This window comes from Streptomyces sp. NEAU-174 (assembly GCF_052665095.1).
The window spans coordinates 469718-492933 of record NZ_JBQTCE010000002.1 but is presented as its reverse complement, the minus strand read 5'-3'; the positions used below and the strand labels follow the sequence as shown (position 1 = coordinate 492933).

Sequence of the window (23216 nt, the reverse complement as noted above, 5' to 3'; positions counted from 1 at the left end):
GGACATCAGCCGCGCGGGACGACCGCCACCGGGCACGGCGCGTGGTGCACCGCCGCGTGGATCACCGAGCCGAGGTGGGGGACGGGGCCCGGCTCCGTCTCGTCGCGGCCCAGCACGAGCAGTCCCGAGCCCGGCGCGGTGTGCACCACGCCGAGCGCCGGGCGCTCCGAGGTGAGGGCCTCCGCCACCGGCACCCCGGGGTACCGCTCCCGCCAGGGCCGCAACGCCGCCTCCAGCGCGTCCTCCGCCCCCGGCCCCTCCTCGTCCGCCGCTGCCTCCACGTGCCCCACTGCCTCCCCGTGCCCCGCTCCCCCCTCGTGCCTCACTGCCTCCCTGTGCCCCGGCCCGCTCGTGCCCGCGTGCACGGCGCGCAGCACACCGCCGCGCCGGGCGGCGGCGTCGAAGGCGAACCGCAGCGCCTCCTCGTTCGGCTGCCGCAGGGACACCCCGACGGTCACGTCGGCGGTCAGCGGCTGGTCGTCGGCGTGCACCATGATCACCGGGTGCACCCCGTGCGCGAGGATCTGGCGGCCGGTCGACCCGAGGAGGAAGCCGCCGGGGGTGTCGCGCCCGCTCGAGCCGAGCACCAGCATTTCGGCGTCCCGGGCCGCGTCCAGCAGGGCGGGCACGGTTTCGCGCGGCACCAGTTCCGCCGAGACCCGCAGCCCCGGGTGGGTGTCGCGCAACTCGTCCACCAGGTCGGCCAGCAGCCGCTGCGACCAGTAGCTCGGGTCGTCCTCGTGGGGGAGGGCCGGGGCCGGGGGCGACGGCGGGTTCCAGGCGTGGATCAGACGCAGCCGCAGATCGCGCAGCAACGCCTCACGCGCCGCCCAGTGCGCGGCCGGCGGGCTCTCGGCGAAACCGTCGACCCCGACGGTGATGGGTGCTCCCATGCGCATCGGCCTCCCCGCTCATGTCTCCCGGGCCACCAGCGGACGGGCGGCCACCAGCGGACGGGCGACCTCGCCGAGCGCGATCTTGATCGCGCCGGTGTCGGCGGCGCGGGCGAAGACGTCGTACGCCTCCTCCATCTGGTCCAGCTGGAACAGATGGGTGATCAGCGTGGACGTGGGCAGCCGCCCGGCGCACAGCAGGGAGAGCAGGGTGGGGGTCGAGTAGGTGTCGACCAGCCCGGTGGTGATCGTCACGTTCTTGATCCACAGCTCTTCGAGATGCAGCGTCGCGGGCTGGGCGTGCACCCCCACGTTGGCGATCCGGCCGCCCGGCCGCACCATCCGGGTGCAGGTCTCGAAGGACCGCGGGCTCCCCACGGCCTCGATCACCACATCGGCGCCGAGCCCCTCGGTGAGATCGTCGACCAGCCGCTCCGGGTCCTCGGCGGAGTCCGCCACCGCGTCGGCGCCGACCCGCTTGGCGGCGTCCAGCCGGGCCGTGTCCGGATCGACGGCGATGATCCGGCCGGGGGAGAAGAACTGCGCCGTGGCGACGGAGGCCAGCCCGACGGGCCCGGCGCCCACCACGACGACCGTGTCGCCCGGCCCCACCCGGCCGTTGAGCACGCCCACCTCGTACGCGGTGGGGAAGACATCCGCCAGCAGCACGGCGTCATGGCCCTCGACCGACCCCGTCAGCGGATGCGTGGACAGATCGGCGAAGGGCACCCGCACATACTCGGCCTGGGTGCCGTCGACCGTACGGCCCAGGATCCAGCCCCCGCCGTCACGGCACTGCCCGTAGCCGCGCTCCCGGCAGAAGCGGCAGTGGCCGCAGGCCGAGATGCAGGAGATCAGCACCCGGTCGCCGGGACGGATCCCGCGGACGTCGGCACCGGTCTCGACGACCTCGCCGACCCCCTCGTGGCCGAGCACCCGGCCGGGCTCGATGTCCGGCACCTCGCCGCGGAGGATGTGCAGATCGGTGCCGCAGATGGTCGTGGTGTCGATCCGGACGATCGCGTCGGTGGCGGCCACGAGTTCGGGGTCGGGCACCTCCTGCCAGGAGGACCGCTCCGGCCCGTGGAAGACGAGTGCTTTCATGGCCGTTTACCTCTCCTCCGGTTTCCTTTCTTCCGGATTCCTCTCCTCCGGTTTCCTCCGATTCATCGCTGGGGCACGACCGCGACCGGGCAGGCGGCGTGGTGCGCCACGGCCTGGGTGACCGGTCCCAGCCGGGGGCCGAACCCCACCCGGCGCGGACCGCGGCCCACGACCATCAGCGCCGTCCCCGCCGCCGAGGCCACCAGCCGCCGGGCCGGGCTGTCCGACGCGACCTCCTCGAAGACCCGCAGTTCGGAGAACTTGTCCCGCCACGGCGCCAGCACCTCGCCCAGCGCGTGCTCGGCCTCCTTGCGCGCGTCGCTCAGCCCCACGTCCACCACCCAGGGGGCGTCGCCCCGGATGGCGGGGACCCGGCTGGCGTGGACGGCCCGCAGCACACCGTCGCGCCGCGCCGCGGCGTCGAAGGCGAACTCCAGGATGTCGTCGCACGGCTCGTGCGGCTCCACCCCGACCACCACATCGCCGTGCCGCTCGCCGTGCCGCTCCTCGTGCCCGTCCGCCCGTACCAGGACCACGGGGGTCATGGAGCGCGCGGCGAGCTCCAGGCCGACGGAACCGAGGAAGAAGCCCGCGACCACGCCGATCGAGCGGGACCCCACCACCAGCAGCTGGGCCCGCTCCGCCTCGGCCAGCAGCACGGGCGCGGGCAGGCCGGAGACCTGGGCGGTGACGATCGTCGTCTCGGGCTGGTCGGCGTCCAGCTCGGCGCGCGCCGAACGCAGGGCGCGCTCGGACCAGTACTGCCAGGCGGCCTCCCGGCCCGGGGTCAGATCCGTCTGCTCGGGCCCCGGCCACGCGTTCACCAGCCGCAGGGGCGCTCCGCGCGAACCGGCCTCATGGGCCGCCCAGCCGGCGGCGGCCAGACTCTCGTCGGAACCGTCCAGTCCGACGGTGACGGGGCGCGCCATAGCTGCCTCCTTCCCGGCAGGCCCACTCGGCACCTCGGTTCGCCATCGGCGCGTACGGGCCGCCGCGCCGCGCGGGCTCGCGGGGAGGGTGCCCGGCCCGAGGCGCGGCGCCGGGGGCGCCCACTTCTCGCGGGCCCTGATTGCGCGGTGCGCGGTAGTGGGACGTCCGCTTCTCCGCGTCTACCGGTTGCCCCCGGTGCCATCTCCAGCGGACCATGGCCAGGCCCCGGCCGACAGGGCCGACCGGTCCCGGGGAGGCCCCGGGGACCAGGCCTTACGGCCCTTTCCGCCGCCCGGAGGCGGGCATGGCGTCCATTCCGCCCGGCGGCTATTCCACCGGCACCAGCACTACCGGACAGTGCGCATGGTGCAGCGCCGCATGCGTCACGGGGCCGAGCTGCATCCCGAGCCGGGGTGTCCGCCGGTGGACGGCCAGCACCAGGACGTCCGCCGCCCGCGACGCCTCCACCAGGGCCTGCGCGGGGGCGCTGTGAGTGGTGTGCTCCCGCACCCGGATGTGCCCGAACTCCTCGCGCAGCCCGGCCACCATCCCGTGCGCCACCGTCTGCTCCCGCTCGGCGCGCAGCGCCACCACCTCGCGCGCGGGCAGGGCATGATCGCCCGCGAAGACCCGCGGCTTCGGCCAGGCGTAGAGCACCCGCAGCCGGGCCCGGCGCCGGGCGGCCTCCTCGAAGGCGAAGCGGGCCGCCGCCGCGTCCGCGCCGCTCTCCACCCCGACCAGCACCTTGCCGTGGCCCTCCGGCCCGTACGCCCTCGTGGACCCGCCGCGCACCACCAGCAGCGGGCGCCGGGTGTGGGCGGCCAGCCGCAGCCCGACCGAGCCGAGCAGCAGCCCGGTGAAACCGCCAAGGCCCCGGGTGCCGATGACGATCAGCGAGGCGTCCTCACCGATCCGCAGCAGCTCGGGCACCGCGTCCTGGGCCGTCAGGGTGGGCACGATCCGCAGGTGCGGATCCTGCTCCTGGGCCCGCGACATGGCCAGCCGCAGCACGGTCCTGGCGATCTCCACCGCGGGCCGCCGCGGTTCGCTGTCCGGGTCGAAGGCGAGCGGGTCGGTGCGGGCCCACGGCCAGGCGTGCACGATCTCCAGCGTGGCGTCACGGCGATGCGCCTCGGCGACCGCACGGTCCAGCGCGGCCCAGGCGCTGTCGGAGCCGTCCAGGCCCACCACCACCCGGCCGTCCCGCAGCGGCTTGCCCGCCGGGCGGGTCATGGCCGCGCACCTCCCCGGCCCGCGGAGTCGTCGACCCGGTAGCTGAGCCGGTCGACCACGGCGACCACGCCGTCCACCTGCCCGGTCATCCGGACCGCGATGGGGATCTCGCTGTGCCGGTCCAGCTGCCCCTCCAGCCGTACGACCCCGTCGGTCACGGTGACCGCGACGGACTGCGGGCCGAGCCACAGCGAGCGGACCAGCACCTCGTCGATCACCTCGGCGCGGATCTCGTCGTCCGGGCGGAGGAAGACCCGCAGCAGATCCCGGCGAGTGACGATGCCGATCAACCGGTCCTCCTCGTCGACGACGGGCAGCCGCTCGACGCGATGGCGGTCCATCGCGCGGGCCGCGTCCACGATGCTGTCCTGGGGGCGCACGGTGACCGCGGGGCGCGACATCAGCTCTCCGGCCGTCGGGGCGGGTTCGCTGAGATCGGTTCCAGTGATCATGCCGACCACCTTGTCGTCCCCGTCCACCACGGGCAGTCCGTTGAAGCGGTGCCGGGAGAGCAGCGCACCGACCTCGTCGAAAGAGGTCCTGGAGCTCACCCGGACGACGTCGTCGGTCATCACGTTGCCGATCTTGCGGTGCTTCATCCATGCCTCCCCGGTCCGCTCCCAGCGTGGGACGGCGCTCCGGCGCCCTTCTTGGGCTGCCCGGGGTCCGCTCGGGACCGTTCGGCCCGCACGGGTGCCCTGGGCCGAACGACCCCCGGCGGGGCCGAATCGCCCCTCGCGCGGGATCCCGGACGGGCGCGAGGGTGAAGGCGTCGGGACGGGGGGCGGAGGCATGCGTCGGAAGGTGGTGGACACGGTGGAGCTCCCCCTCGTGGTGGGCGTCGACGGCTCGCACCACAGCCTCCAGGCGGTGGACTGGGCGGTGGACGCGGCGGCCCGGCACGCGGTGCCGCTGCGGCTGGTCCACGCCTCGCTGTGGGAGCGGTACGAGGGCATCGCGCCCGCCGCCGACCCCGAGCGCCCCTGGGAGCAGATCAGGGACGAGGAGATCGCCGCGTCCGCCGCGGAGCGCGCCCGCCGCCGCGGCCCCGATGTGAAGGTCGCCGCCGAGGTCCTGCCGGAGGACCCGGTGGACGCGCTGCTGCGCGCCGGGCGGGAGGCGTCCGGCGTGGTCGTCGGCTCCCGCGGCCGCGGTGAACTCGCCGGGCTGCTGCTCGGTTCGGTGAGCCTCGCGGTCGCCGCCCGCGCCGGCTGCCCGGTGACCGTCGTACGCGGCGGCGAGCCCAACCGGGGCGGCGCCTTCGGCCGGATCGTGCTCGGCGTGGGCGAGCCCGGCGGGACGGGCGGTCCGTCGGCCGCGGCCCGGTTCGCCTTCCAGGAGGCCGAGGCGGGCGGCCGCACGCTGGAGGCCGTACGGGCCTGGCGCGCGCCCGCCGGTGAGGTGACGGATGATCTGCTGCTGGAGGGGGATCCGGTACGGGCCCACTGGGCACGGGCGGAGCGGACGCTGGAGGACGCCCTGCGGACCCCCGTACGGGACCACCCCGAGGTCACCGTGCACCGCGCGACGGTCGAGGGCACGGCCCGCAAGGCGCTCCTCCACGCGGCCGCCACCGCCGATCTGCTGGTCCTCGGCGCTCACCGCGGCCACGGACACATCGCCGGGCTGCAACTCGGCCGCATCGCCCACGCGGCCCTGCACCACGCGCCCTGCCCGGTGGTGATCGTGCCGGAGCGGGACCGCATCGTGCCGGAGCGGGACTGAACGGCAGGCGGCACGACCGGCGCGTACACAACAGGCGGTACGCAACAGGCAGCACGACCGGCCGTACGCAACAGGCCGTACGACCAACCGTACGCAACAGACCGTACGACCGGCGGGTACACAACCGCACACCACGAGACCGGCAGGTCACAGGAGACCATGAGGGAGAGAGGTCCATGCCAGACGCACCGACCATGACGGGCTCGCCGGGCGGCGGGCTCGCCGACGACCGGATCCGCGCCCTGGACGCCCACTGGCGCGCCGCCAACTACCTCGCGGCGGGCCAGATCTATCTGCTGGCCAACCCGCTGCTGACCGAGCCGCTGCGCCCGGACCACATCAAGCCCCGGCTGCTGGGCCACTGGGGCACCTCACCCGGGCTCAACCTCGTCCACACCCATCTCAACCGCGTCATCAAGGACCGCGACCTGGACGCCATCTGCGTCTGGGGCCCCGGCCACGGCGGCCCCGCGGTGCTCGCGGGCTCCTGGCTGGACGGCAGCTACTCCGAGGTCTACCCGGACGTGAGCCGGGACGCGGCGGGCATGGCCCGGCTCTTCCGGCAGTTCTCCTTCCCCGGCGGGGTGCCCAGCCATGTGGCCCCGGAGACCCCCGGCTCGATCCACGAGGGCGGTGAGCTCGGCTACTCCCTCGCCCACGCCTACGGGGCCGCGCTGGACAACCCCGGGCTGCTGGTCGCCTGCGTCATCGGCGACGGCGAGGCCGAGACCGGCCCGCTGGCCGGCTCCTGGCACGCCAACAAGTTCCTGGACCCGGTCCACGACGGCGCCGTGCTGCCGATCCTCCATCTCAACGGGTACAAGATCGCCAACCCCACGGTGCTCGCCCGGCTGCCCGAGCCCGAACTCGACGACCTGCTGCGGGGGTACGGCCACGAGCCGATCCACGTCGCCGGCGACGAACCGCTTCAGGTGCACCGGTCCATGGCGCACGCCCTGGACGAGGCGCTGGACCGGATCGCCCTGCTCCAGCGCACCGCCCGCGAGGAGGACATCGCGGAGCGGCCGCGCTGGCCCGTCATCGTGCTCCGTACGCCCAAGGGCTGGACCGGGCCCGAGGAGGTCGACGGGCTCCCGGTGGAGGGCACCTGGCGCGCCCATCAGGTCCCCCTGCCGGGCGTCCGGGAGAACCCGGAGCATCTGCGGCAGCTGGAGCGCTGGCTGCGCTCGTACCGCCCCGAGGAGCTCTTCGACGCCGACGGGCGGCCCCGGCCGCACCTGCTGGCCGAGGTGCCGGAGGGCGACCGCCGCCTGGGCGCCAATCCGCACGCCAACGGCGGACTGCTGCTGCGCTCGCTGCCCGTGCCGGACCTGGAGCGGTACGCGGTCCCCGTGGACAAGCCCGGCGCGACCCTGCACGAGCCGACCCGGGTGCTCGGCGGGCTGCTGGAGAAGGTCATGGAGGACACCGCCGACCGCCGCGACTTCAGGGTGGTCGGCCCCGACGAGACCGCCTCCAATCGGCTGGAGGCCCTCTACCGCGCCACCGGCAAGGCGTGGCAGGAGTCCGTCGCGCCCACCGACGAGCACCTCAGCCGGGGCGGCCGGGTCATGGAGATCCTCTCCGAGCACCTCTGCCAGGGCTGGCTGGAGGGCTATCTGCTGACCGGGCGGCACGGCCTCTTCTCCTGCTACGAGGCGTTCGTGCACATCGTGGACTCCATGGTCAACCAGCACATCAAATGGCTGAAGGTGTCCCGCTCACTGCCCTGGCGGCGCCCGGTGGCCTCCCTCAACTACCTGCTGACCTCCCATGTGTGGCGCCAGGACCACAACGGCTTCTCGCACCAGGACCCCGGCTTCGTCGACCATGTGCTCAACAAGAGCCCGGAGGTGGTGCGCGTCTATCTGCCGCCGGACGCCAACACCCTGCTCAGCGTGGCCGACCACGTCCTGCGCAGCCGCGACTACGTGAATGTGGTCGTCGCGGGCAAACAGCCCTGCTTCGACTGGCTCGATCTCGACCAGGCGCGTGCCCACTGCGCCCGCGGCGCCGGGACCTGGGACTGGGCCGGTACCGAGAACGGCGCGGGGGAGCCGGACGTGGTGCTGGCCGCCGCGGGCGACGTGCCCACCCAGGAGGTCATCGCGGCCGCCGGGATCCTCCGCCGCCACCTGCCCGATGTGGCCGTGCGGGTGGTCAACGTGGTCGACATGACCCGGCTGCTGCCGAAGGAGGAGCACCCGCACGGGATGACGGACCACGAGTTCGACGCCCTGTTCACCCGCGACCGGCCGGTCATCTTCGCCTACCACGGCTATCCGTGGCTGGTGCACCGGCTGTCCTACCGCCGGGCCGTCCACCCCAACCTCCATGTGCGCGGCTACAAGGAGATGGGCACCACGACCACGCCGTTCGACATGGTGGTCCGCAACGACATGGACCGCTACCGGCTGGTGATGGACGTCATCGACCGGACCCCCGGGCTCGCGGTGCGCGCCACGGCCGTACGGCAGCGGATGCAGGACGCCCGCACCCGCCACCAGGCCTGGATCCGTGAGCACGGCACCGATATGCCCGAGGTCGCCGAATGGTCCTGGACCGGCTGACCACCGGCCGGTGCCGCTCTCACCCGGTGGGGAAGTAACCCTCGAGATAGGCGTTGCGGAACTTCCCCGCCGGGTCCTGCTCGGCCAGCAGCCGCGCGAAGTCGCCGGCCCGGTCGTACGAGGAGAGGATCCGCTCCGGCGCGGCCGTCGTCAGCTTGCCCCAGTGCGGCCGCGCCCCCAGCGGCAGCAGCGCCTCCTCCACCGCGGCCACCACCTCGATCACCGCGTCGTGGTCCGGGACCCAGGTGAAGTGGAAGGCCACGCTGTCCCGGCCGTACGCGGGGCTCAGCCACAGCTCGTCCGCCGCGACCGTACGGACCTCGGACACCTGCACCACGGGCGCGATCCGGTCGCCGAGGCCGCGCAGCGCCGCGAACGCCGCCGAGGCGGACTCGCGGGGCAGCAGCAGCTCCGACTGGAGCTCATCGCCGTTGCTCGGGGTGAAGTCCGGGCGGAAGTGCGGCAGCCGCTCATGCCACGGCCCGGGCGCGCCCAGCTGCTCGGTGCAGTGCAGCGGCGGCATCGCGGGCACCGGGTGGTGGTGGCGGTTGGCCGGGCGGGCCCCCAGCCACGGCTGTCCGGGTTCCGGGGGATCGGGCAGGTCGGTGCGGCACTTCAGCCACACCACGCCCTCGCCCGAGCGCCAGTCGGTGAAGACGCTGACGCTGTAGGCGGCGCCGAAGATCTCCTCGAAGCTGTCGTCCAGCCGGTCCAGCGGCAGCCCGGTCCACACCCACTGGGCCACGTCGAAGGTGGGCTCGATGTCCAGCGTCATGGCGGTGACCACGCCGAGACCGCCGAGCCCGACCACGGCCCCGTTCAGCCGGTCCCGGTCCTCGTCCCGGCCGAACCGGGTCAGCTCCCCGTCGGGGCCGACGATCTCCAGTCCCGCGACCGCCGCCGCCAGACAGCGCTGGTCGCTCCCCGAGCCATGGGTGGCGGTGGCGCAGGCCCCCGCGACCGTGATGTGCGGCAGCGAGGCGAGGTTGGCCAGTGCGAACCCCTCGGCGTGCAGGGCCTGGGCCACATGGGCGTACCGCATGCCCGCCGCGATGGTCGCGGTGCCCTTCCCGGGGTCTATCTCCACCCGGTGCGGCAGCCGGTCCAGGTTCACCAGATCGCCCTCGGTGTCGGCGATGCGGTTGAAGGAGTGGCCCGTGCCCAGTACCCGTACCCGGTCGGCGGAGCTGACGATCCGCCGCAGCTCGTCGACGCTGTCCGGATGGTGCAGCCGGGCGGCGGAGAAGGTGATGTTCCCGGCCCAGTTCGTCGGGGCTTGGGTGGTCGGCATCCGTGTCGTCCTGTTTCGGCTGGAGGGCGAGGGGCGAGGGGCGAGGTGAGGGCGATGGGTAATGGGTGGTGGGTGATGTTGTCAGCACCTTCGTACAGGTCCGCACCCTGATCCGTACAGACCCGGATGCGCCGTCCATGACCCGCCCTGACTCGTCCATGATCCGTCCATGACCCGGACGGCCCAGCAGGACGGGCCGCCGCGCCGAAGCGCCCCCACGATGGGCCCATGACCGCCCCGAAGCCACAGCGCCCGAGGCCGGCACTGGCCGGCGAGCTCTGCGCGGAGTTCGCGGGCACCATGGTGCTGATCCTCTTCGGCTGCGGTGTGGTGGCGCAGGTCGTGGCGGGCGGCGCTCTCACCAAGCCCCAGGGCACGCTCGGCGACCACGACTCCATCTCCTGGGCGTGGGGGCTGGGCGTCACCTTCGGTGTGTATGTGGCGGCGCGGCTCAGCGGGGCCCATATCAACCCGGCGGTCACCCTCTCCCTGGCGGCCTTCAAGGGCTTCCCCTGGAGCAAGGTCCTGCCGTACACCGTGGCCCAGACGCTCGGCGCGTTCGTCGGGGCCCTGCTGGTGCGCTGGAACTACACCGAGGCGCTGGGCCACGCCGACCCGGGCCACACCTTCAAGACCCAGTTCGTCTTCTCCACCCTCCCCGGCAACGGGGTCCTTCCGGTCAGCGAGTGGGGCGCGCTGCGCGACCAGATCATCGGCACCGCGATCCTGGTGCTGCTCATCTTCGCCGTCACCGATGTGCTGAACTCGGCCCCGAAGGCCAATCTGGGACCCTTCGTCATCGGGCTGATCGTGGTCGCGATCGGCATGGCGTGGGGCGCCGACGCGGGGTACGCCATCAACCCGGCCCGTGACTTCGGCCCCCGGCTGGCCAGCTTCATCACCGGCTATCGCAGCGCCTGGCGGGACCAGTACGGGGATCTGTACTTCTGGGTGCCGATCGTGGGCCCGCTGATCGGCGGGCTCGTCGGCGCCGCCCTCTACAAGGCGCTGATCAGCCGCTTCCTCCCGGCGGCGGAACCGGAGGTGGGCCGCACCCCGACCCCCGAGTAGCCGATCCGGGCCGTACCCCACCCACGAGAGGCGGCAGCATGCCGGAGTTCATCGGTGCGGTGGACCAGGGAACCACCAGCACCCGCTTCATGATCTTCAACCACGACGGTGACGAGGTGGCGCGGTACCAGCTGGAGCACCGCCAGATCCTGCCGCGTGCGGGGTGGGTCGAGCACGACCCGGTGGAGATCTACGAGCGCACCAACTCGGTGATGCAGAACGCCCTCCGCGCGGGCGGGCTCTCCGCCTCCGACCTGGCCGCGATCGGCATCACCAATCAGCGCGAGACCACGGTGATCTGGGATCCGCGCAACGGCCGCCCGTACTACAACGCCATCGTCTGGCAGGACACCCGCACCGACGCCATCGCGGCCGCGCTGGAACGCAACGGCAAGGGCGAGGTCATCCGCCGCAAGGCGGGGCTGCCGCCCGCCACCTACTTCTCCGGCGGCAAGATCAAGTGGATTCTGGACAACGTCGAGGGCGTGCGCGAGGCCGCGGAAGCCGGCCACGCGCTCTTCGGCAACACCGACGCCTGGGTGCTGTGGAACCTCACCGGCGGACCCGGCGCCGGTATCCACGCCACCGATGTCACCAACGCCAGCCGCACCATGCTGATGGACCTGGAGACGCTGGACTGGGACGACGAGCTGCTGGAGATCTTCGGCATTCCACGGGCGATGCTGCCGACGATCAGCCCCTCCTCCCACCCCGAGGCGTACGGCCAGGCCCGCACCTCCCGTCCCCTGCGCACCGCCACCCCCATCACCGGCGTCCTCGGCGACCAGCAGGCGGCCACGGTCGGCCAGGTCTGCTTCGCCCCCGGCGAGGCCAAGAACACCTATGGCACCGGTAACTTCCTGCTGCTCAACACCGGAACGGAGCTGATCCGCTCGACCAGCGGACTGCTCACCACCGTGGCGTACCAGTTCGGCGACAGCCCTCCCGCCTACGCCCTGGAGGGCTCGATCGCCGTCACCGGCTCGGCCGTCCAGTGGCTGCGCGACCAGATGAAGATGATCGACGACGCCCCGGGCAGCGAACGGCTCGCCCGCACCGTCGAGGACAACGGCGGGGTGTACTTCGTGCCCGCCTTCTCCGGGCTCTTCGCCCCGTACTGGCGCTCCGACGCCCGTGGCGCGATCGTCGGCCTCACCCGCTTCAACACCAACGGCCACATCGCCCGCGCCACCCTGGAGGCCATCTGCTACCAGAGCCGGGACGTGGTCGAGGCCATGGAGCGGGACGCCGACATCCACATGGACGTCCTGCGGGTGGACGGCGGGGTCACCGACAACGATCTGTGCATGCAGATCCAGGCCGATGTGCTGGGCGTACCGGTCAGCCGCCCGGTCATCGCCGAGACCACCGCCCTGGGCGCCGCCTACGCCGCGGGGCTGGCCACGGGGTTCTGGCGGGACACCGATGAGCTGCGCTCCCACTGGAGCGAGTCCAGGCGGTGGGAGCCCCAGTGGGACGAGAGGACCAGGAAGGAGGGGTACACGGGCTGGAAGAAGGCCGTCCAGCGCACCCTGGACTGGGTCACGGTCGAGTAGGCCCGGCGGGGCCCGGGGCGGGATGACCGCGGCGGACCCGCTTGCGCCGGGCGTCCCGCGGCGGTTCGCTGGAAGTACCCGGTGGTGGCCGAGACACCCTGGGATCGTGTGCCGTGTCCGCCACCACCGCCGCTTGTCAGTGATCGACGCGGAGGTGATCCAGGTGAAAGCCGTCGTCTACGAGAAGCCCTACTCGGTGGCGGTGAGGGACGTCGACGATCCTCGGATCGAGCATCCGAACGATGTGATCGTGCGCGTCACCTCCAGCGCGATCTGCGGCTCCGATCTGCATATGTACGAGGGCCGGACGGCGGCCGAGCCCGGCATCGTCTTCGGGCACGAGAACCTCGGCGTGATCGAGGAGACCGGCTCCGGCGTCGTCTCGCTGTCCAAGGGCGACCGTGTGGTCATGCCGTTCAACGTGGCCTGCGGATTCTGCAAGAACTGCCTCGCCGGCGACACCGGCTTCTGCCTCACCGTCAACCCCGGTTTCGCGGGCGGCGCCTATGGCTACGTGGCGATGGGCCCGTACAAGGGCGGCCAGGCCGATCGGCTGCGGGTGCCCTTCGCCGACTTCAACTGCCTGAAGCTGCCCCAGGGCGATGAGCTCGAGACCGACTTCATCCTGCTCGCCGACATCTTCCCGACCGGCTACCACGGCTGTGAGCTGGCCCAGGTCTCCCCGGGCGAGAGCGTGGCCGTCTACGGCGCGGGCCCGGTGGGGCTGATGGCCGCCTACTCCGCGTTGCTGCGCGGGGCCGCCACGGTGTTCGTCGTGGACCGGGTGCCCGAGCGGCTGGAGAAGGCCAGGGAGATCGGCGCCGTCCCCATCGACTTCAGCAAGGGCGACCCGGTGCCGCAGATCATGGACCGCACCGGCGGCGAGGGCACCGACAAGGGCATCGACGCGGTGGGCTACCAGGCCCAGGCGCACGACGCCAGTCATGAGGAGCCCGCGTCGGTGCTCAACTCGCTGGTCGACACGGTGCGGCCGACCGGACGGCTCGGCGTGCCGGGGCTGTACGTCCCCTCCGACCCCGGCGGCCCGGATGAGCACGCCAAACACGGTCAGCTGCTGGTCTCCATCGGCCGGATGTTCGAGAAGGGCCAGCGCATGGGCACGGGCCAGTGCAACGTCAAGCGCTACAACCGCCAGCTGCGCGACCTGATCATCGCCGGGCGCGCCCGGCCCAGCTTCGTGGTCTCCCACGAACTGCCGCTGGACCAGGCCCCGCAGGCGTACGAGAAGTTCGACAAGCGGGTCGAGGGCTACACCAAAGTGGTGCTGCATCCGGCGCTCGCCGCCTGACGGCCCCTCGGTCTGAGCCGAGCTCCAGTGGTCCCCAAGGCCCCAGGCGACCCAAAAGGTCACTAAATGGGGTGATATGCACCATAATTGGTTTTGTGCACCCGAACGGCTGTCTCGTTCAGCTCCGGGAGGAGGAGCGATCATGAAGAACTCCCGGGTGGCACTGGCCTTCGTCAGTGGCTATCTCTACGGGCGCGGCCACAGGGGGACCCTGGTCCTCGGCCTCGCCGGTCTCGCCGCGGGCAAGCGCATCACCTCCGGTATCAGCCCACCGGGCGCCCAGCAGCTGAAGTCCTCCGAGCTCGGCAAGCTCGGCCAGGACATCGGCAGCCGGCTGGTCTCCGCCGGCCGGGAGGCCGCCATGTCGGCGGCCAGTCACCGCATGGACGCCCTGAGCGACCGGCTGGAGCGGCGCGCCGAAACCCTGCGCACCGGCGGCGCCGGGCGGCAGAAGCCGGAGACCGGAGAGCACGAGGAGCCGGAAGAGCACGAGGAGCACGAGGAGCACGAGGAGCGCGGCGAGCGCGGCGAGCGCGAGCGCGGGAGCGCCGCACGGACGCGCGAGGACGGGCCGCGTGAGCGCACCGGCGGACAGCGCAGGCCGACCGACCGTCCGGCGCAGGCCAGGAAGCGGACCGGCTCCGAAGGGTCCGCGCGGCGAAGCCAGAGGTGAGGGCCATGGCTGAGGAAATCAAGGGGCGGACCGGCGGGCGCTCGCTCGCCCAGGAACTGCCCACCGACCGCCTGCTGAAGGAGGCGCAGAGCCTGCTGGCGGCGTTGGGCGAAAGAGCCCTGGAATCGGCCACCCACCTGGGCGAGAACCCCGGGAAGGGCGCGCTGAAGGGCGGTCTTGAGGAGGTGAAGGACAAGGTCGTCGACACGGCCAAGGAGCAGATGAAGGACCAGGTCAAGGAGAAGGTCAAGGACCAGGTCAAGGAGAAGGTCGTCGACAAGGCCAAGAGCATCATCCCGGGCCTCGGCGGCGGCGGTGACGGCGGCAAGGGCGGCAAGAAGCTCAAGGTCACCAACATCGTGGAGCAGATGGACGTGGGCGCGCCCCTCTCCCTCACCTACAACCTCTGGACGGAGTGGGAGAACTTCCCCTCGTACATGAAGAAGGTCGAGGACGTCCGGAACGAGGAGGGGGACGGGGACGAGGACGGAGCCGGTACGGAATCCGAGTGGAAGGCCCAGGTCTTCTGGTCGCACCGCAAGTGGCGGGCCGAGGTCGTCGAGCAGATCCCCGACAAGCGCATCATCTGGACGTCGCGGGCCGACAAGGGCCATGTGGACGGCACGATCACCTTCCATGAGCTGGCCCCCGAGCTCACCCGCATCCTGTTCGTCCTGGAGTACTACCCGCAGGGCTTCATGGAGCGCACCGGCAACCTCTGGCGCGCCCAGGGCCGCCGGGTGCGCCTGGAGATGAAGCACTTCCGCCGCCACCTCATGCGCGAGGTGCTGCTGGAACCCGACGAGGTCGTGGGCTGGCGCGGCGTGGTGCGCGACGGCGAGATCGTCGAGGACGACGAGCGGGGGCGGGAGCGCGAGGAGGAGCCCGAGGAGGGCGAGGAGCCGGAGGAGGGCGAGGAGCCGGAGGAGGGCGAGGAGCCGGAGGAGGGCGAGGAGCCGAAGGGCGAGTACGAGGACGAGGAGCCCGAGGAGTACGAGGACGAAGAGCCCCGGGACGCATACGAGGAGGAGTACGAGGACGAGGAGCCCGCACGGCGCCGCGCGCGCCGCTGACGGACCCCGCCCCCGGAACGGGTGAGCGCGGTGACCGTAGCACGGCAGCAGCAGAGCCAGTATCTGGACCGGGCGAGTTCCAGCGCCCTGGTCGACGTGGTCGACCTCATCCTGGACAAGGGCCTGGTCATCGACGTGTATGTGCGGGTGTCCCTGGTGGGCATCGAGATCCTGACCATCGACGCCCGTATCGTCGTCGCCAGCGTGGACACGTATCTGCGGTTCGCGGAGGCGACCAACCGACTCGACCTCGCCCGCAGCGGCACCGAAACGCATGGTCTGCCCGGTCTCATGGACGAGATCCAGGAGAGCGGCGGCAAGAAGAAGACCAAGGGCGCGCTGGAAGGCGTCAAGGAATCGGTCTCGGATCTGCTGCGGGACGATGACGACGAGGACCGGGAACCCGAGCCCGAGGAGCGCGAGCGGCCCCGGCGCACCAGGGGTTCCCCCAGCCACAGGGAGCGCGAGCGGTGATGGCCGAGGACGGACGTGCCTGCTATGTCTACGGGGTCGTCACGGACGACCGGCCCGATGAGTCGGTCAAGGACCTGCCCGCCGTCGGGGACCCGGAGGCCCCGGTGACCCTGGTCCGCCAGGGCGGCCAGGCCGCGGTGGTCAGCGAGGTGCCCGTCGACAAGCCGCTGGGCACCCCCGAGGATCTGCGCACCCACGCCAGGGTGCTGGACCACCTGGCCGCGCAGGGCTCACCGGTGCTGCCGTTCCGCTTCGGCACCGTGGTGCGCGACACCGCGGCGGTGGCGGACGAGCTGCTGGTCGAGGGGCATGACGACTTCGCCCGTGGCCTCGACCGGCTCCGCGGCCGTACGCAGCTCACCGTGCGGGCCCGCTATGACGAGGACGCGGTGCTGCGCGAGGTGGTGACCGAACAGCCGGAGGCCAGACGGCTCCGCGACGAGCTGCGGGGGCTGCCCGAGGACGCGGGCTACGAGCAGCGGATCGAGCTCGGCCAACTGGTCATGGACAGCATCGCCGCGAAGCGGAGCGTGGACGCGCTGGAGCTCGACCGGCGGCTGGCGCCGTACGCGCTGGGCTCGGTGTCCGAGGAGCCGGCGTCCCCCGAAGGGCTGATCAACGCCTCGTTCCTGGTGGAGGACGCGAAACGGCAGGCGTTCGAGGAGGCGGCCGAGGAGCTCGCCGCGCACTGGCACGGCCGGGTCCGGATGCGTCTGCTCGGCCCGCTGGCGCCGTACGACTTCGTGGCCGACGCGACGTTCGAGGGGGACGCGACGCTCGAAGGGAAGGAAGGCGACGAGTAGCCATGGGACTGTTCACCGGCCTGGCCACGCTGCCGCTGGCCCCGGTGCGGGGCGTCGTCTGGATCGCCGAGCGGATCCATGACGAGGCCCATCGGCAGCTGTACGACCCCGAGGTGATCAAGCAGCGGCTTGAGGAGGTCGCGGAGGCCCGGGAGAGCGGGGAGCTCACCGAGGAGGAGGCGGCCCGGGAGGAGGACGAGCTGGTCCGCAGGCTGATGTCCCAGGGGCCGCCCGACGGGGGCCTGGAGGTATGAGCCGTGCCCCGCGAACGGCCCCGCGAGGAACGCCACCGCGAGGAGAGGCCACGCGCCCGGCCCCGTGCGGAGCGGGAGCGCCGCGAGCATGAGCCGGAGCGGGAGCGGCGCGAGCATGAGCCCGAGCGGGAGCGGCACGAGCCCGAGCCCGAGCCCGAGCGGGAGCGCCGCCCCCGGCGTCCCGCGCTCGTGGCCCGTGACGCCGCGCGCAGCGCGGCCCGCCATGTGCGGGGGCTGACCGGGCGGGCCCCGGAGGGCGTCACCTCGCTGGAGCGCACCGAGGACGGCTGGACCGTCGGCATCGAGGTGGTCGAGACCCACCGGATCCCCGACTCCACCGACATCCTCGCCGAGTACCGGGTCGAGCTGGACGACCGCGGCGAACTCGTCTCCTACCGCCGCGCCGAGCGCTACTACCGGGGCAGGGCGGAGAACCGGACATGAACCAGAGCTCCGACTGGAACCCGCCGGTCCGGCGCACCGGCGCCGCACGCGAACCCGCCCGCCGGGGCGCCGAGCCGTCCAGCCTGGCCGACATCCTGGAGCGGGTGCTGGACAAGGGCATCGTCATCGCGGGCGACATCCAGATCAATCTGCTGGACATCGAACTGCTGACGATCAAGATCCGGCTGCTGGTCGCCTCCGTGGACCGGGCCAAGGAGATGGGCATCGACTGGTGGGAGCACGACCCCTCGCTCTCCTCCGGCGCCCGGGACGTCCTGGAGGAGAACGAGCGGCTGCGGCGGCGCGTCGGCGAGCTGGAGGACGGCCGCGGCGCGCGCCGGGAGGACGACCACGGGACCCACGGCGCGGAGCGGGAGGACGAACGGTGAACGGCTCCCTCGCCACCTGGCTGTACGCGGTGACGGCCGCCCCGGAGGACGGCACCCCGCCACGGGGGCTCACCGGCGTGGCGGACGAACCGGTGCGCCTGGTGGAGAGCGCGGGGCTGGCCGCCGTCGTGGGCTCCGTACCGCTGGAGGACTTCGGCGAGGACGCGCTGCGCGACCATCTGGAGGACCTGGAGTGGCTGGAGCGCACCGCCCGCGCCCACCACCGGGTGATCAACGGCGCGGCCGGCCACGGCCAGGTCATCCCGCTGCGCTTCGCCACGCTCTACCACGACGACGACCGGGTCCGCGCGATGCTCCAGGAGCGCCGGGACGACTTCACGGCCACGCTGCGGCGGGTGGCGGGCCGCACCGAGTGGGGCGTCAAGGCGTATGTGGACCCCAGGTCCTTCCTGCCCGACCCGGAGGAGCCCACCGGCGGCGAGGAGAGCCCGGGAACCGCCTATCTGCTGCGGCGCCGCGCCCAGCGGCAGGACCAGGAGACCGCGCATCTGCGCGCGACCGAGCGGGCGGAGGAGATCCACGCCTCGCTCGCCGCGCTGGCGGTGGCCACGGCCGCCCATCCACCGCAGGACACCGCGCTGGCCGCGTACGAGGGGTGGATGGTGCTGAACAACTCCTATCTGGTGCCCGACGCCCTCGGTGAGGAGTTCACCGCCCTGGTGACCGACCTGGGGCAGCGCTACCCCGCCATCACCCTGGAGGTCAGCGGCCCCTGGCCGCCGTACTCCTTCACCGCCCCGCCGAAGCGGGCGGAGGAGGCCCAGCCGGAGGAGACGCCGCCGTGACCCGGGCGATCGAGCGGCGGGAGGTGGCCCTGGTCGACCTGCTCGACCGGGTGCTCGCCGGAGGCGTGGTGATCGCGGGGGAGATCACCCTGAGCATCGCCGACATCGACCTGGTGCGGATCTCGCTGCGCGCCCTGATCGCCTCCGTACGGGTGGAGAACGAGGAGGGGCGGGAGGGGGATCGCCATGATCGCCGTGAAGGGGGACCGCCATGACGGACGACCGCGCTCCCCGGCGGCCCGGGCGGCGGATCGAGGTGGACGAGGAGTCGGTCCGCAGGAGCCTGGCCGGGCTGGTGCTCACCATCGTCGAGCTGCTGCGGCAGCTCATGGAGCGGCAGGCGCTGCGCCGCGTCGAGCAGGGCGGCATCAGCGATGAGCAGATCGAGGAGCTCGGGCTGACGCTGATGGCCCTGGAGCGGAACATGGCCGAGCTGCGGGAGCACTTCGGGCTGACCGAGGACGACCTCAATCTGGACCTGGGCCCGCTCGGCCCGCTGCTGCCCCGCGACCGCTGACCGGCCCGCAGCCCCTCGGAGAGCCTCCTGCCCCGCCCCTGACCAGGCAGTCCGGCGCCGATTCGCGAGACACATGGGCCGGGCCCCGCGGTCGCCGAGTAATGTGCGGGTGTGGGGATCACGCTCAACCTCCAGCGCGCCCAGCCGGCCGACGTGCACGTCGGCCGGTCACCGCTGGCCGAGCTCATGTCGGCGCTGCACATCATGGCCGAGCCCGACCACCACCCCGAGGCCCAGCGCTGGACGCGGCGGCTCGGGACGGCGCTCGCCCCCTCCCTCGCCCATGAGATGAGCGCCCTGTCCCCGCTGTGGGCCCGGCTCCGCTGCCGGCTGCTGTTCCCGCTGGAGCTCCCGCTGGACCAGCCCTTCGAGGACGAGCTGCGCCATCTGGAGAAGCTGCCGCTCGAGGAGTTCGTGGGCCTGTGCTCCCAGGGGGTGCTCGGCTTCCGTGAGGCCGTACCCCCGGCCAGTAGCCTGCTCACCGACCCCGAGGCCGCCGAGCGCTATGTGGCGCAGTGCGAGCGGCGCTCCTTCCGGCGGGGCGAGCTGGCCCACGACCTGGTGGCCTCGCCCGAGGGGCTGCGCGACCGGCTCCTGTGCTTCCTGGAATCCTGCGCCGAGGCGTTCTTCGCCTCCGAGTGGCGCTCGGTCCGCGACGGGCTGGAGTCGGCCGCCGCCCGGGTCCGTGCCGACATCCGGCGGCGCGGTCTGGCCGAGGTGCTGGCCGGGCTCAGCCCCACCGCGGTGGTCTCCCGGGGCGGCTCGCGGGTGCGCTACGACAAGCTGGCGGTCGCCGAGATCGAGATCGGCCCGCGGCCGCTCTTCCTGCTCCCCTCCGTCCATGTCTGGCCGCATCTGACCGTCAAGGACGAGGAGTGCCACCCCGTGGTGCTCCAGTTCGCCGCCCGGGAGGGCGGCACGGCCGATCAGCTGACCCAGGCCGAGCTGCGGGCCCGGATGTCCGCACTGGCGTCCCTGGGCCGGATGGAGCTGTGCCGCCATCTGCTGGGCGAGCCCATCACCACCACCGAGCTGGCCCAGCGGCTGGGGCTCGCCGATACGCAGGTCTCCCGCACCCTGCGCCAGCTCAGGGACGCGGGGCTGATCGAGTCCGAGCGCGAGGGCAAGTACGTCTACCACCGGCTGGCCACCAGCACCCTGCTCCGGCTGGGGCAGGACGTGCTGACGACCATCATGCGGTGACGGCGGTTACGCCGACGATCCGTCAGCCCGGCGTCAGCCCGGCTGGGTCCACAGCAGCACCGCCGAGGGGTGGTCCGCGTCCATGTGGACGCGGTTGGTCGCCACCACCTTGCGGCGGCTCACCGCCTCCGGCACCCCCGTGTTGGAGTTGACGTCGAACCGGGGGAAGTCGCTCGAGGAGATGTCCACCCGCAACCGGTGCCCGGCCTCGAAGCGGTTGGCCGTGTCCGGCGCCGGGATCTCGATCTCGTAGACCTCGCCCGGCTCCAGCGGCTCCGGGCGCTCGAAGGACTTGTGGAAGCGGCAGCGGAAGATGCCCTCGGTGAGGTTCATCGCGAAGCCGTGCGGATAGTCCTCGTTCGGCGGGTGCACATCGACCAGCTTCACCGTGAAGTCGGTGTCCGGCGCGGACGAGGAGATGAACAGCCGCGCGGTGACCGGTCCGGCCACCACCAGCGGCTCCTCGAGCGGCGGGGTGGCCAGCGAGATCACATCGGGCCGGGAGTTCAGCGGCAGATACGGCGGCCGGGCGCCGTAGAACCGCTCGTCCGGCACCTGGTCGAAGGCGCCGCCGACCATCACCGGCTCGCCCGAGGTGACCTGGCCGCCGAGCGTGGGCACCGGGTCGTTCGGGTCGAAGTCGTACTCCACCCAGGACCGTGCCGCCGTCGGCCGCTCCCGGCTCAGCTCGCCCGAGGCGTGGCAGTAGTACGCGGTCTCCCGGGCCCCGGCCGGGGGCCACTGGGTGTCGGTGTGCCACCGGCCGCCGTGCCGCATCCGCCCGGCCTCGTCACGCCGGCCGTCCCCGCCGCCCATCAGGAAATACTGGACCCGCGGGATCGACTCCGGGTCGCCGCCCCCCAGCACCGCGTCGAACCACCGCTGCCGGAAGGACAGATACGAGGTGTCCACATTGCCGCTGAGGGTGGCGGCGGGCCCGAAGTCCACATCACCGGCGAAGGTGACACAGCGCAGCCCGTGTTTCCACGGCCCCATCACCAGATACGCCGGGGACCGCTTGAGCCGGCCCATGGCGGTGAAGTTCTCGATGGTGGAGCGGACATACGGGTCGTACCAGCTCGACATGTGCAGGGTCGGCACATCCGGGAAGCGGTCGTAGTGGCCGCGCCCGTAGATGGCCGGCTGGCGCCAGTACGCCCCGAAGGCGTCATGCCGCCACTGGTCCAGCAGATAGCGCTCGTAACTGCCCACCTGGCGCAGCGGTGAGACACCGGTCCGCCACGGCAGCACGGTGAACCAGTCGCGCAGATCCGTGCCCGCGAACGCCTTGCGCACCAGCGGGTCCCGCTCCGCCTCCGGGCTCTCCTCACCGTGCCGGAAGGCCCAGGTGATCTGCTTGAGCTCGAAGGCGCCGCCCATCCGCATCCCGGCCTCGTAGGCGCTGGCGAAGCCGCCGGAGTCCATGAACATCGCGGACAGCCCGGCGGGGGACTCGGCCGCGGCGGCCGTCTGGGCGTGGGCCGAGTAGGACACGCCCATCATGGCCACCCGGCCGTCGCACCAGGGCTGGGCGGCGATCCAGTCGATGGTGTCCGCCCCGTCAGGACCCTCGCCGAGGTACTTCACGAAGGTGCCCTCGGAGTCCCCGCGGCCCCGGCAGTCCTGCCGCACCACGTGATATCCGGCGCGCACGAAGAACGCCGAGGTCTCCTCGGGCGTGGGCACCGGCTCGTCGTGGCGGCTGCGGTCGGAGTCGCGCATCTGCCGGCGGCCGTACGGGGTCCGCTCCAGGATGACCGGGCGGGGGCCCGGCCGCTCCTGGTCGGTGAAGAGATCGGCGGCCAGGACGATCCCGTCCCGCATCGGGACGCGCAGGGTGCGTCGCCACACCCGCTCGTCCAGCGGGCGGGCGGGCTCCTCCCGGGCCGCCCGCCCTCTGTCGCCGGCCGTTTCGGTCTGACTGGTTCGTGCCATGGAAGATCTCACTGGGTCTGGGATTGCTTGGATCCATTGAGGGCGATCTGGTCCCGGGTGACGGTGGACAGCGGCAGCCCCCACTGGCCGAAGAGCTTGGCGTAGGTGCCCGATTCGTACAGCTTCCGCAGCCCCTTGACGATCACGGGCGCGAGCCCGGCGTCCTTCTTGGCCTGGATGCCGTAGATGGCCGTAGCGGCGGGCAGGTCCAGCATGTCCTTCAGTTCGAGCGTCTCGAAGCGGTCGTGCGAGTTCTGGCTCACCGAGGTGTTGGAGGCGCTGGGCGCGGCCACCGCCTCCACGCGCTTGCTCTGGAGCGCCAGCGAGGCGGCGGGCAGATCGGTGTAGAGCTTCACGTCCACCGACGGCTTGCCCTTCGCGGCACACCGCTTGTTCTGCGCCGCGAGCACGTTCTGCGTTCCGGCGCCCTTCTCGACGCCGACCTTGTGGCCGCAGACCTCGAGGCCGTTCTTGGGGCGGAAGGAGCCGTCCGCGAGCACCATCATCGTCACACTGCTCTGCGCGAAGTCGGCGAAGTCCACCTCCTTCTGGCGCTCGATGAAGTCACCGGAGGGCGCGCTGAGGTCGATCCGGCCGGACTTCAGCCCCGGGATGACCGCGTCGAAGTTGGTCCGCTCCACCTTGATCTTTATGTCGAGCAGCGAGGAGAGCTGCGCGGCCAGGTCGGGGACCAGTCCGGTGATCTTCCCGTCGGACTCGAAGGTGACATACGGCGCGTACTCGCTGACGCCCATGACCAGCGTCTTCTTGGTGTAGGCCGGGGGCACCTCGGCGGCCAGCGCGCTGTCCCTGGGCTCGGGGGCGAGCGTGACCGCCGGACGGCTCTTGCTGTCCTTGCCGTCGTCGGGGGTGTCGTCCACCGAACAGGCCGACAGGCCGAGGGTCAGAGAGGTCAGCAGGGCGCATGCGGCGACATGGGGACGGTTGCGCATGGGTGCTCCA

At 72.4% G+C, this 23216-nt stretch carries 24 protein-coding genes; 16 read left to right on the top strand and 8 right to left on the bottom strand.

Going from position 1 to position 23216, the window contains the following annotated elements:
* Nucleotides 1–5: 5 nt before the first annotated feature.
* The 5 genes from ACT2CW_RS06910 to ACT2CW_RS06890 form a co-directional block, all read right to left on the bottom strand.
* On the bottom strand, nt 6–893 hold the full coding sequence (locus tag ACT2CW_RS06910; RefSeq protein WP_445515916.1) for a universal stress protein: 888 nt from the start codon (nt 891–893) through the stop codon (nt 6–8).
* An 18-nt stretch (nt 894–911) separates the two neighbouring features.
* Complete coding sequence (locus ACT2CW_RS06905) at nt 912–1997, bottom strand: alcohol dehydrogenase catalytic domain-containing protein (RefSeq protein WP_445515915.1); 1086 nt, start codon at nt 1995–1997, stop codon at nt 912–914.
* Nucleotides 1998–2059: 62 nt separating this feature from the next.
* On the bottom strand, nt 2060–2926 hold the full coding sequence (locus ACT2CW_RS06900; RefSeq protein ID WP_445515914.1) for a universal stress protein: 867 nt from the start codon (nt 2924–2926) through the stop codon (nt 2060–2062).
* Between the two features lie 328 nt (nt 2927–3254).
* Entirely contained in the window at nt 3255–4160 is a 906-nt protein-coding gene (locus tag ACT2CW_RS06895; RefSeq protein WP_445515913.1) for a universal stress protein, read from the bottom strand.
* Nucleotides 4157–4759: a CBS domain-containing protein gene (locus ACT2CW_RS06890; protein ID WP_164428342.1), complete on the bottom strand. Its 603-nt coding sequence runs from the start codon at nt 4757–4759 to the stop codon at nt 4157–4159. Before ACT2CW_RS06890 ends, ACT2CW_RS06895 begins: the two co-directional genes overlap by 4 nt.
* Before the next feature lie 193 nt (nt 4760–4952).
* On the opposite strand from ACT2CW_RS06890, the gene ACT2CW_RS06885 reads away from it, so the two are divergent.
* Nucleotides 4953–5885 carry a universal stress protein gene (locus ACT2CW_RS06885; RefSeq protein WP_445515912.1) on the top strand — a complete coding sequence of 311 codons (933 nt, stop codon included), beginning with the start codon at nt 4953–4955 and terminating at the stop codon, nt 5883–5885.
* A 176-nt stretch (nt 5886–6061) separates the two neighbouring features.
* Nucleotides 6062–8455, top strand: coding sequence for a phosphoketolase family protein (locus ACT2CW_RS06880; RefSeq protein ID WP_445515911.1), 2394 nt, complete (start codon nt 6062–6064; stop codon nt 8453–8455).
* 19 nt (nt 8456–8474) lie between these two features.
* On the opposite strand, the gene ACT2CW_RS06875 is transcribed toward ACT2CW_RS06880, so the two are convergent.
* Nucleotides 8475–9746: an FAD-binding protein gene (locus tag ACT2CW_RS06875; protein ID WP_445515910.1), complete on the bottom strand. Its 1272-nt coding sequence runs from the start codon at nt 9744–9746 to the stop codon at nt 8475–8477.
* A 228-nt stretch (nt 9747–9974) separates the two neighbouring features.
* Between ACT2CW_RS06875 and ACT2CW_RS06870 the strand changes: the two genes are divergently transcribed.
* The 14 genes from ACT2CW_RS06870 to ACT2CW_RS06805 all read left to right on the top strand — a co-directional run bounded on the left by ACT2CW_RS06870 (nt 9975) and on the right by ACT2CW_RS06805 (nt 20318).
* Nucleotides 9975–10817 carry an MIP/aquaporin family protein gene (locus ACT2CW_RS06870; RefSeq protein ID WP_445515909.1) on the top strand — a complete coding sequence of 281 codons (843 nt, stop codon included), beginning with the start codon at nt 9975–9977 and terminating at the stop codon, nt 10815–10817.
* A 38-nt stretch (nt 10818–10855) separates the two neighbouring features.
* On the top strand, nt 10856–12373 hold the full coding sequence (gene glpK, locus ACT2CW_RS06865) for a glycerol kinase GlpK (protein ID WP_164428350.1): 1518 nt from the start codon (nt 10856–10858) through the stop codon (nt 12371–12373).
* A 163-nt stretch (nt 12374–12536) separates the two neighbouring features.
* Complete coding sequence (locus ACT2CW_RS06860; protein ID WP_164428467.1) at nt 12537–13682, top strand: glutathione-independent formaldehyde dehydrogenase; 1146 nt, start codon at nt 12537–12539, stop codon at nt 13680–13682.
* Between the two features lie 142 nt (nt 13683–13824).
* On the top strand, nt 13825–14355 hold the full coding sequence (locus ACT2CW_RS06855; RefSeq protein WP_164428352.1) for a hypothetical protein: 531 nt from the start codon (nt 13825–13827) through the stop codon (nt 14353–14355).
* Between the two features lie 5 nt (nt 14356–14360).
* Nucleotides 14361–15428, top strand: a complete 1068-nt coding sequence (locus ACT2CW_RS06850; RefSeq protein WP_445515908.1) for an SRPBCC family protein — start codon at nt 14361–14363, stop codon at nt 15426–15428.
* Between the two features lie 30 nt (nt 15429–15458).
* Nucleotides 15459–15902: a gas vesicle protein GvpJ gene (gene gvpJ / locus ACT2CW_RS06845; RefSeq protein WP_182469284.1), complete on the top strand. Its 444-nt coding sequence runs from the start codon at nt 15459–15461 to the stop codon at nt 15900–15902.
* On the top strand, nt 15902–16705 hold the full coding sequence (locus ACT2CW_RS06840) for a GvpL/GvpF family gas vesicle protein (RefSeq protein WP_445515907.1): 804 nt from the start codon (nt 15902–15904) through the stop codon (nt 16703–16705). The genes gvpJ and ACT2CW_RS06840 overlap by 1 nt, the downstream gene beginning before the upstream one ends.
* Nucleotides 16706–16707: 2 nt before the next feature.
* The gene (locus ACT2CW_RS06835; protein WP_037952520.1) at nt 16708–16959 is read left to right on the top strand and encodes a gas vesicle protein GvpG; all 252 of its coding nucleotides are present in this window, start codon (nt 16708–16710) and stop codon (nt 16957–16959) included.
* Between the two features lie 3 nt (nt 16960–16962).
* Complete coding sequence (locus ACT2CW_RS06830; protein ID WP_445515906.1) at nt 16963–17403, top strand: gas vesicle protein GvpO; 441 nt, start codon at nt 16963–16965, stop codon at nt 17401–17403.
* Complete coding sequence (locus ACT2CW_RS06825) at nt 17400–17792, top strand: gas vesicle protein (RefSeq protein ID WP_182469281.1); 393 nt, start codon at nt 17400–17402, stop codon at nt 17790–17792. Before ACT2CW_RS06830 ends, ACT2CW_RS06825 begins: the two co-directional genes overlap by 4 nt.
* Entirely contained in the window at nt 17789–18598 is an 810-nt protein-coding gene (locus tag ACT2CW_RS06820; RefSeq protein ID WP_445515905.1) for a GvpL/GvpF family gas vesicle protein, read from the top strand. The genes ACT2CW_RS06825 and ACT2CW_RS06820 overlap by 4 nt, the downstream gene beginning before the upstream one ends.
* Entirely contained in the window at nt 18595–18813 is a 219-nt protein-coding gene (locus ACT2CW_RS06815; protein ID WP_138916177.1) for a gas vesicle protein, read from the top strand. Before ACT2CW_RS06820 ends, ACT2CW_RS06815 begins: the two co-directional genes overlap by 4 nt.
* Nucleotides 18810–19115, top strand: coding sequence for a gas vesicle protein K (locus tag ACT2CW_RS06810; protein WP_020866465.1), 306 nt, complete (start codon nt 18810–18812; stop codon nt 19113–19115). Before ACT2CW_RS06815 ends, ACT2CW_RS06810 begins: the two co-directional genes overlap by 4 nt.
* Before the next feature lie 111 nt (nt 19116–19226).
* A complete protein-coding gene (locus ACT2CW_RS06805; RefSeq protein ID WP_445515904.1) occupies nt 19227–20318 on the top strand; it encodes a DUF5937 family protein in 1092 nt (363 codons plus the stop codon).
* 33 nt (nt 20319–20351) lie between these two features.
* Here ACT2CW_RS06805 and ACT2CW_RS06800 read toward each other — a convergent pair whose 3' ends face one another.
* Together ACT2CW_RS06800 and ACT2CW_RS06795 are read right to left on the bottom strand one after the other, a co-directional pair.
* Nucleotides 20352–22253 (bottom strand): CocE/NonD family hydrolase, encoded by a 1902-nt coding sequence (locus ACT2CW_RS06800; RefSeq protein ID WP_445515903.1) that lies wholly within the window; start codon nt 22251–22253, stop codon nt 20352–20354.
* An 8-nt stretch (nt 22254–22261) separates the two neighbouring features.
* Nucleotides 22262–23206 carry a transporter substrate-binding domain-containing protein gene (locus ACT2CW_RS06795; protein ID WP_445515902.1) on the bottom strand — a complete coding sequence of 315 codons (945 nt, stop codon included), beginning with the start codon at nt 23204–23206 and terminating at the stop codon, nt 22262–22264.
* Nucleotides 23207–23216 lie beyond the last annotated feature (10 nt).